General features: G+C 63.4%; 1 protein-coding gene and 1 pseudogene. Both read left to right on the forward strand.

Annotated features, from left to right (window positions below):
• Positions 1-750 (forward strand): annotated as a pseudogene (locus A5782_RS26415) (hypothetical protein); the annotation flags it as partial.
• Positions 751-792: 42 nt separating this feature from the next.
• The gene (locus tag A5782_RS04165) at positions 793-978 is read left to right on the forward strand and encodes a hypothetical protein (protein WP_067095591.1); all 186 of its coding nucleotides are present in this window, start codon (positions 793-795) and stop codon (positions 976-978) included.
• Positions 979-1,083 lie beyond the last annotated feature (105 nt).

A 1,083-nucleotide genomic window follows, 5' to 3' on the forward strand; every position in this document is an offset into this window, starting at 1 on the left:
GCGGTGCTCACCGATAGTGGCGCCGACGTCAGCGCCGAGTCGTTGAAAGCCAACTCCGGCCTGTACGACGCCCGAAAAGCTTATGAGAAAGGCGATTACGGCGCGGCACGGGCGCATCTGCGGGTGGTGGAGTCCACGGTCGCCAAGGCCAATCAGAAGCTCAACCCGCGGCCAACGGCCGACGTCGCGGCCGTGACGTCGGTGCCCGCCGATGAGCGCAAGCAGGCCACGGTGCGCACCAAGAATCCCGACACGGGTGAGTCGGTGACGATCAACAACAACAACTACAGCACTACGGCGCAGCCGGGTTACCCGCACTACTACGGCGGTGGCTACCACAACGGGATGTTCTTCTACCCCGGCTATTACCCGTACGCATTCTGGGGTGCGGGCTGGACGTGGGCGCTGACCGATGTGCTGCTGATGGACGCGCTACTGGACGACCATTGGGGTGGCAGCTACGAGCGCGGCTTCGAGGCCGGCCAGGACTCCGCCTTCGCGGATGCCAACAGCTACAGCTATGACGGCGGGCAAGCAGCCGGTTACGACAGCCCGCCGGCCGATGTGGGGTTCACCGGCGGCTATCAGGACTCGGGTGGCGCGGACGTCGGATTCGCTGGTGGTGACGCGGGCTTCGGCGGCGGCTGGGACTCCGGGGGCGGCTGGGACTCCAGCGGCTCCGATTTCGGCGGCGGATCGGACTTCGGCGGCGGGTCGGATTCCGGTGGTGGCGGCGACTTCGGGTTTTGACGCCTTACGACACCTCGTCGATCGACAGGTTAGGTTTCTTCAATGAGTACAGACAAGATCAATCGCGCCATTCTGCTCGTCATGGTGGTGATCGGGGCGGTCGCGTACTGCTTGCTGTACAGCCACGCATCCATCGTCTTCAAACTGCTGGTGCCGCTCGGTCTGATCGTCTTGCTCGGATTGATCGTGCGGGATGTGTTCAAGGACCAGGACTCCGGAAAGCACTGACGCCCTGTCGCAATCGTTGGGGTAGCGTCTCCGAGAGCCTTCGGTAGTCCCCACGGCGGAGCAAGGACTGGAATATGAGTTCGTCTTTATATGGTCTGCTGACCG

Origin of the sequence: Mycobacterium sp. 852002-40037_SCH5390672 (genome assembly GCF_001665875.1) — a bacterium.
GTDB lineage: Bacteria > Actinomycetota > Actinomycetes > Mycobacteriales > Mycobacteriaceae > Mycobacterium.

What these genes read in the sequence shown, in the direction of transcription:
- A5782_RS04165 (WP_067095591.1), top strand. Translation starts at nt 793, where the DNA reads ATGAGTACAGACAAGATCAATCGCGCCATTCTGCTCGTCATGGTGGTG.